This is a genomic window from Curtobacterium sp. UNCCL17 (genome assembly GCF_000686685.1).
GTDB lineage: Bacteria > Actinomycetota > Actinomycetes > Actinomycetales > Microbacteriaceae > Curtobacterium > Curtobacterium flaccumfaciens.
The window spans coordinates 1-6,795 of sequence record NZ_JMLI01000002.1; the positions used below are offsets into that span (position 1 = coordinate 1).

Genomic DNA, 6,795 nt, shown 5'->3' on the forward strand with positions numbered 1-6,795 from the left:
CTGTGTACGACCCGACCGACCCCGTGGGCCGGCTGTTGTTCAACGTGCTCGGCATGGTCGCTGAGTTCGAATCTGATCTGATCCGGGCCCGAACCCGAGAGGGCATGGCCACCGCGAAGGTCCGCGGCAAGCTCAAGGGTCGAAAGCCGAAGCTCTCCCCCGCGCAGGAACGTCACCTCGTCGCGCTGCACCGCGCCGGCGACCACTCGATCGCTGAGCTCGTCGAGTTGTTCGGCATCGGCCGAGCGACTGTGTACAGGGCGATCGATCGGCACCCCGTGTCTGAGGCACCGGATCTGGTCCTCCCGAGAGTCGAAGCATGATCGACCCGGGTACCGCGTCGATCGTCGGCCCGTCGATTGCCTCAGGGGTCGCGCTTGTCGTCGGCGTCGGTGCAGCCCTACTCAATCGGCGCACCGCTCTGGATGCGCAGCGGGTCGCCGACCGGGCAAAGGCCCTTGTGCGGATCGTACATATTGCACACCTCAACGGGCAGGGTGAGCAGGATCGGATTTTTAATCTGACTGAGGCGCGTCGACAACATGGACTGGGTCGAGATCCGGTGACGGGGACGACTCCCGACCCATACGCTCCGCTTCCCCGTGAAGCTCACAAGCTTTCGCGTGACGAATTGGCAGAAGGAGCCGCCCTCGTTGCCGCATATGGCTCCCGGGAAATCGATCGAGCATGGCGCGGGTGGGAACGATCGCTCGAGCAGATCGCTGCCGCTGAGCTCAGCGTGGAGGCTTCGTACTTTGAGGGCGGCATCGATATCAGTCCCGTTCCGTTCGCCACGGCGCTCGAGGAGGAGCGGCAGGTCCGCGACGAACTGGCTCTGCGGATCCAGCAGGTCCTTGCCCACGGTCGCGTGCGGCGAATTGGTCGGCGCGTCTAGAGGCTCGCGCGCGACGGCAGGCGCCTGAACCGGCATCAATTGGGCTGCCAGCCCCACGACTCAGCGCTACCTGCGCCGACGGCCGCCGCCGCCGTGCCCCATCACGCCTGTCCGGCCAGCGCTTGGAGGCGGGGCTGACTCTCGCTGCCGACGTCGGGAGAACGGTGCCATCAGGCCGCGGAACGCCCTCGATGTCGCGTTTTCCCTGTGGATAACTACACGGCTGTAACACTTTTTTGGCCGAGTTTTATCAGTGGGTTTGCGCTTCAGATCGGCTTGTTTACGCGGATCCACGGCGAAAGCGTATGGGATCACGACACGCGGGAGAGCCAGAACTTTTCCACACCCACCCTCAGGTGTGGGGGGTCACCGGTAGAATGAGAAGGTCCCCCTCTAGGGACATGAAACGACCTCCCGGAATCGACGTGTTAGAGCACGCCGGGGAGGCCGAATCAATTTTCAAATAAACACCGGAACAAGAATTGAGAACATGAAAACGATACTCGAAGTGTTGACCGGACTAGTCAACAGTACCGCCGCGGGGACTGGCATGTCCAACATGGGCCGTAATGGATCCACGTACGGGAAGGCTGCTGTGGTTCTCGCGTACGCGTGTCTCGTACACGAAGTTGCACCGGTGATGCTCGCAGTGTTGAACGCTGCGGGTCTGGCGTAGGCCTGCGTAGAACGGGCGGGACAACCACGGTTGTCCCGCCCGTTCTCGTGTACAGCCACCCGAACGCTGCGTTCGGTGACGCTGAACTCCTACCGGTCCTTCGCCTCCGTGCCGTACTGCTGTCCGTACTTCTCGCGGATCGCCTCTTCGACGACGTTGCGGATCGTCCCCTCGCCGCCGTCGACCGCTGCATCGATCAGGTCCTGCACGTCGAGCGCGAGACGGGTGCTGAACGGGACCGTCACCTCGCGCCGAGCGCGGCCTCGGCGCGGCGCCGGCGGAGTCGCATTCGGCGACGCCGGGGCTGGGGCCGGAACAGGAGTCGGAGCAGGCTCAGTCTGGCGGTAGTCGACCGGGTCGACGCGCTCGTCTGCGGCGGCTTGGGGTCGGCGTCGGGTCCTGAGGTCGCCGGGGCGCTCTGGCTTCTGGTCGGTCATCGGATCACCTGATCCACGATGGCCGTGTACGCGTCGAGCACTGGTGCACCCTTCCTGTAGTTGCCGTACCACTCACCCGTGAGGCGTACTTCCTGCACGATCGCTCGTTCTGGGACGAGGGGCACCAAGAGCATGCCTGTGTCGCGGAGTTCGTCGATGCTCGCCACGGCCGGCCGGGACATGATCGTCTCCCGTACTCCCCCGACGACGATGCCTGCTTCGGTCAAAGTCACGGGAGCACCGATGCGCTCTCGACTGTGTCGGAACTGCTGCACAGTCTTCCGGGCGCCGCTGAAGCCGTCCACACCGTCGTTCGTAGCGGTAGCGGCGTAGATGACGGTGTCGGCGGCGTTGAGGGCTGCCAGGGTCAAGGGGCCACCCTGGCGGTTGGGGCAGTCGATCACAACGAGATCAGCCTGCACGCCCTCGAGTGACATGCGAAGGCGGAGCTCGGCGTGGTCGGCCCGGTCAGCCTCGCGGTTCGATACGTTGCGCGCGCTCGGCAGAACACGGAGGTTCGGCGACCAGGCCGTAGACACTGCCAGGTCTTCAGCCCATCCCTCCGGTTCCTCGTTGCCGAGGATCGCACCAACGTGCAGCCCCTCCCCCGATGGTTCGACGTCAAGCCACTTCGTTGAAGCGGCCCGTGGATCCAAGTCGACAAGGAGTGTCCTGAGGCCTCGTTCTGCAGCGATCATCGCGATGGACACTGCGGTCGTCGTCTTCGACACCCCACCGGACTCGCTGTACACCATGACTGTCTGCATGCCAGAAAGCATGTCAGCATGCATGCTGTCTGTCAAGCAATCTTGCATGCTTGCATTCATGCATGAAAGAAAGAAGGAAAGCAACCATGCATGCTGGTCCTCACGCGGCTAGCTCGAGATCTCGGAGCTGCTGCAGGAGTCCGCGTCGCACGAACCGCATGGCCTCTTGGTGGTCGGCTCGGCCGTCGCTCGAGCACGGGTATCCCGGGTACGCCTCTGGGCCACCGTGGTCGTCGACGGATCGGAACATGACGACCTGGGCGGTGGGGGTGCGGTCGCGGCCGCGTCGGCCGGCCTTGCGGATCAGGTGGTTCTGCCACCATGCCCAGAGGTCTCGCTCGTCGACGTACTGCTGTTCCCGTCGCTGAAGGATCCCGTCGACGCCGAGCTGCTTGGCTACGTGTGTGCGGAAGTCCTGGAGTCGGCGTCGCCAGCCCGTGGGTGTGGCGATGGCGAGGGTCCAGCGGCGCATCCGTGCGAGTGCTGCCCGTGCTCGGCCGCGGGGGAGTCCTGCACGATCGGCGACGACATCGGGAGCGTGCTCGTCGGTGGTCAGGCTCTCGTAGACGCGGCGGGCTGTGGGTCCAAGTCCTGCGCGGGTAAAGACGTCGTGTCGTCCGGCGTCAAGTCGGTCCTGCAGAGCGTCGAGAAGGGTGACTCTCACGTCGAAGAGCTCGGCCGGGGGGCGGGCGGTCACATCGTGAAGTGGCCCGACATGTACGGAGGGTGTGGAAAACCGGTCTGTGAGCCGCCAGACGGCAGCATTGGGGCCATCTGCCTGGCGCCGGCGGGTGATCCATCCGGCGGCGTGGAGCCGGCGAAGTGAGCGGTCGACGGTGCTCGAGGGGATCCCGGTGGCGATCGCCACGGACCGGAGTGCGGCGCCGACGTCGCGGGAGCCTGAGCGCAGGGAGAGCCAGGCGAGGTAGGTCAGGACGGTGCTGTCGTGCAGGTCTGCCTCGGTGCGGCTCCAGCGGCCGGGGGAGGCGGTGAACGCCTGCAGCATGGCCTCGACGACGTCGACGATCCCAGTCAGCTGCGTCAGGTCTCGTTGTTCGCGTTCCTCGGGCGCGTACCGGTACAGCACCGCCCGCTCCTGCGCCTTTGCCCACTGCCGCTCGAGGCGCGCTGCAGCCTCGGCCGCGGTGCGGGGCTCGCGGCCGCCGGTGGGGCGGTTGCGGGTGCGGTAGTGCTCCATGCCGGGTGCGGTCTTCGCGGCGTGCTCGACGTCGGCGAGGGTCCACCCGGACACCGCGGCCGCGAGCAGGCACAGGTAGCCGGTGCGGGACGGGTCGCGGCCGCCGGCGACGGTTCCCATGTGCGCCTCACCCCACGCCGGCAGGGACCGGTGCACCCGGTGGCGGGCGTCGACGGGGCCGGTGGGGGAGGAGTCGGCAGGATCCACGGTGGGGCGGAGCTCACGGAACGCGGCCGTGACGCGGAGGAGATCGCCGGCGGTGACGGTCGGGGTGCGGAGCACGTCGACGTCGTCAGCGCCGGCCATCACCTCGGACGCGCCACCACGTGCGTGCGGGGTCAGCGGTGGGCGGACGGCGCCGGTGCGGTCGTTGCAGAGCAGCCCGTGGTCAAGAGACGGGAGCACGGCGCGTGCGGCGCCGGCGAGCTGCACCATCGTGGCCTTGTCGACGCCGGCGAGCGGCACCCAGACGTGGAACCCGCCCGTGGGGCTCGAGCGGCACACCACGTGCGGCACCTGTGCGTCGCGGAGGATCCGGACCAGCACGCCGAGGTCCTCGGCCGCCTGGTCGAAGTCCTCCGGGGTCTTCGCGTCGAGGTCGAACGCGGCGAACCAGAACCGTCCGTCAAGGTCGGTGAGATCGATCGTCCACGGCGTCGAGGGGGGAGTGTGCCCTGCAGTCGGGAACTTCGACGGGTAGCTGTTCGACCGGATCGTCCCGTCCGCCTCCGCGATCATGCGGTTCACGTACCGACGAGGCGCGATCGATCGCGTCAGATCCCAGGCGCTATCCGGAGAGGACACGCGGGCAGATTGATCTGTACCGGGCGCAGCAACGTGCGTTACGATGGCGACACCTCCTCCTCTCGGGGTGGCGGTACGACGAAGGCTCCCGGCTCCAACCGGGCTTCTTCTTCGGAACTCTCACAACCTGATCTGTTTGCCGACGTAGCAGGTTGTGAACATGACTTGGGGCTAGGCCCCGGACCCCCGCCTCGTGCGGGGGTTCTGTCGTTTAAGCGGCTGGGTCAGCGACCTCCTGGTGGTCGACTGCAGCGGTACCAAGGATCGGCAGCGCACCCCGCTCGTCCTCGAACTGACGACGCAGCTTTTCGAGGTAGAGCGAGAAGGACAGGTCGCCGGATGCTCGAGCGGCACGCTCGTAGGCGGCCGCGGTATCGGAAGCAAGAGCGAGTCCAGGACGGACAGTCTTCTGTCCGCGCGGGAGGCGATTGCGCTTCACACCTGCGTTAGATCCGGCCATAGACACGAGTCTGGTGTTAACGCCGTACTTAGGTCCGTCACTGCTCCCGGTGTGTCGGATTCCGGGGCTTCTCACCTCACGGGACGAGTTCTCGGCTGGGTGCCAGCCAGATAGCGCAAGAGTGGTCCTTGTGCAGACCGAGCGTTCCACCCTGGCGACCAACCCGCCCCAACCCAGCGGGACCGAGCGATCCATTAAGCCGCGCGCTGGTCGGGCATGGGTCTGGATCATCTTGGCCGGAGCGGTCGCGGTCGGAGTCATCAACGTGGTAGCCATCGCTCTCAGGGGATAGGTTGCGGAGCGGTCGGCACGGTTGCAAATTAGCAACACTGCTGTATCTTTGCAAGGAGGCGCGCAGACCCGACGCCTGCTAGCGTTTTTGAGTGGACCCAATGAGCGAAACCTCCGCACAAGCCCTGCACGGAGCGCTTGCCGCCGAGCTGCGGGCAGCGCAAGGCGTCGCGCATGTCAACGTGCGCGCATGGGCAGAACGCTCGTCGATCACCCACGACACGATCTACCGGATCCTCAACGGGAAGCGTCCGGTGACGGTCGTTGAGCTGGTCACGTTGTGCCGGGCAATCGACGACGATCCACTCGAGCTCTTGGGCCGTGCCGCCAAGCGCGCCGGCCTCGACCTGGTCGACGACGTTGACGAGGTCGTCCGTTCGGACAGGGCGCGGCTCGCACTCGAAGCTGCAGGGCTTTGGGGCAACCTCGATGAGTCGTACACGAAGGCACGTGCTGCGCTGAGCAAGACGGGGCACTTGCTGTCGCTGCGCGAGTGGCGAGCGTTCGTCGACGGCGCCGGCTCGCACTCATTGGTCGTCGCACTCGCTGACTTCCTCGAGGTGCCGGCGGACTACCTCCTGGGGCAGACACCCGAGGATGAGGCACAGCGGATCGACGCCCAGCTGGGGTTCGCGAAGTCGATGCGATCGTTCGGCGTCACACAGATCGCGGCTCGCTCGCTCGACGAGTTGGAGCCGGAGGAGATGGCGACGGTGGAGTCTGCGATCCGCGCGCTGATCGACAAAGAAGAGGGTCCCCGATCCTAGACAAGTGAGTGCTCTCTGAGGGGGAGTGCTGGACGGGAGACATGATGCTAGGACGCCGCAGGGGGCAAGCCGCCCACGAGCCGGTCGCGGCGATCGCTGCGGCCCTGGTGTGGAACACGCCTCTGCCCGAAGAAGCGTCCTTCGAGCACCTGTGTGCCGCTGTCTCCGATATCTACGGTCGGCGGCTTGTCTTCGCCGAGACCGACGCCCCGCTCCGGGCAACCACCGGCGTCTTGTTCGAGGCGAAGACCTTCACCGGGATCATCGTCGCGGCCCAGGACAGCGACTACTACAGCTTCCTGAGCCGCATGCACGAGCTCTGCCACCTGATCGTCCGGAGCGCCCCAGCGACGTGGTTCCCGCCAGGCACCACCCGGCCGCGGCAGCCGGATCCCGAGTCTCGGATGTTCCTCCGCCTGTGCCCACGGAACAGCTCAGAGTCGGGCGACGCTGAGTCGGTCCGAGAAGAGTTGATCGTGGAGGAGATGGCGCGCATGTTC

The 6,795-nt window shown here is 66.2% G+C and carries 7 protein-coding genes; 3 read left to right on the forward strand and 4 right to left on the reverse strand.

Annotated features, from left to right (window positions below):
- On the forward strand, window positions 1-323 hold a 323-nt coding region (locus BR70_RS18720), incomplete at its 5' end, for a helix-turn-helix domain-containing protein (protein ID WP_035807532.1).
- A gap of 77 nt (window positions 324-400) precedes the next feature.
- Here BR70_RS18720 and BR70_RS0100065 read toward each other — a convergent pair.
- The 4 genes from BR70_RS0100065 to BR70_RS0100080 form a co-directional block, all read right to left on the reverse strand.
- Window positions 401-952: a hypothetical protein gene (locus tag BR70_RS0100065; RefSeq protein WP_027464411.1), complete on the reverse strand. Its 552-nt coding sequence runs from the start codon at window positions 950-952 to the stop codon at window positions 401-403.
- A 708-nt stretch (window positions 953-1,660) separates the two neighbouring features.
- On the reverse strand, window positions 1,661-1,816 hold the full coding sequence (locus tag BR70_RS23020) for a hypothetical protein (RefSeq protein WP_155896708.1): 156 nt from the start codon (window positions 1,814-1,816) through the stop codon (window positions 1,661-1,663).
- A 188-nt stretch (window positions 1,817-2,004) separates the two neighbouring features.
- Window positions 2,005-2,775 carry a ParA family protein gene (locus BR70_RS0100075; RefSeq protein WP_027464412.1) on the reverse strand — a complete coding sequence of 257 codons (771 nt, stop codon included), beginning with the start codon at window positions 2,773-2,775 and terminating at the stop codon, window positions 2,005-2,007.
- Window positions 2,776-2,875: 100 nt separating this feature from the next.
- Window positions 2,876-4,711 (reverse strand): bifunctional DNA primase/polymerase, encoded by a 1,836-nt coding sequence (locus tag BR70_RS0100080; RefSeq protein WP_155896709.1) that lies wholly within the window; start codon window positions 4,709-4,711, stop codon window positions 2,876-2,878.
- Window positions 4,712-5,629: 918 nt separating this feature from the next.
- Here BR70_RS0100080 and BR70_RS0100085 point away from each other — a divergent pair.
- Window positions 5,630-6,295: a helix-turn-helix domain-containing protein gene (locus BR70_RS0100085; RefSeq protein WP_081827156.1), complete on the forward strand. Its 666-nt coding sequence runs from the start codon at window positions 5,630-5,632 to the stop codon at window positions 6,293-6,295.
- 8 nt (window positions 6,296-6,303) lie between these two features.
- A partial coding sequence (locus BR70_RS0100090; RefSeq protein WP_027464415.1) for a hypothetical protein occupies window positions 6,304-6,795 on the forward strand: 492 nt, incomplete at its 3' end.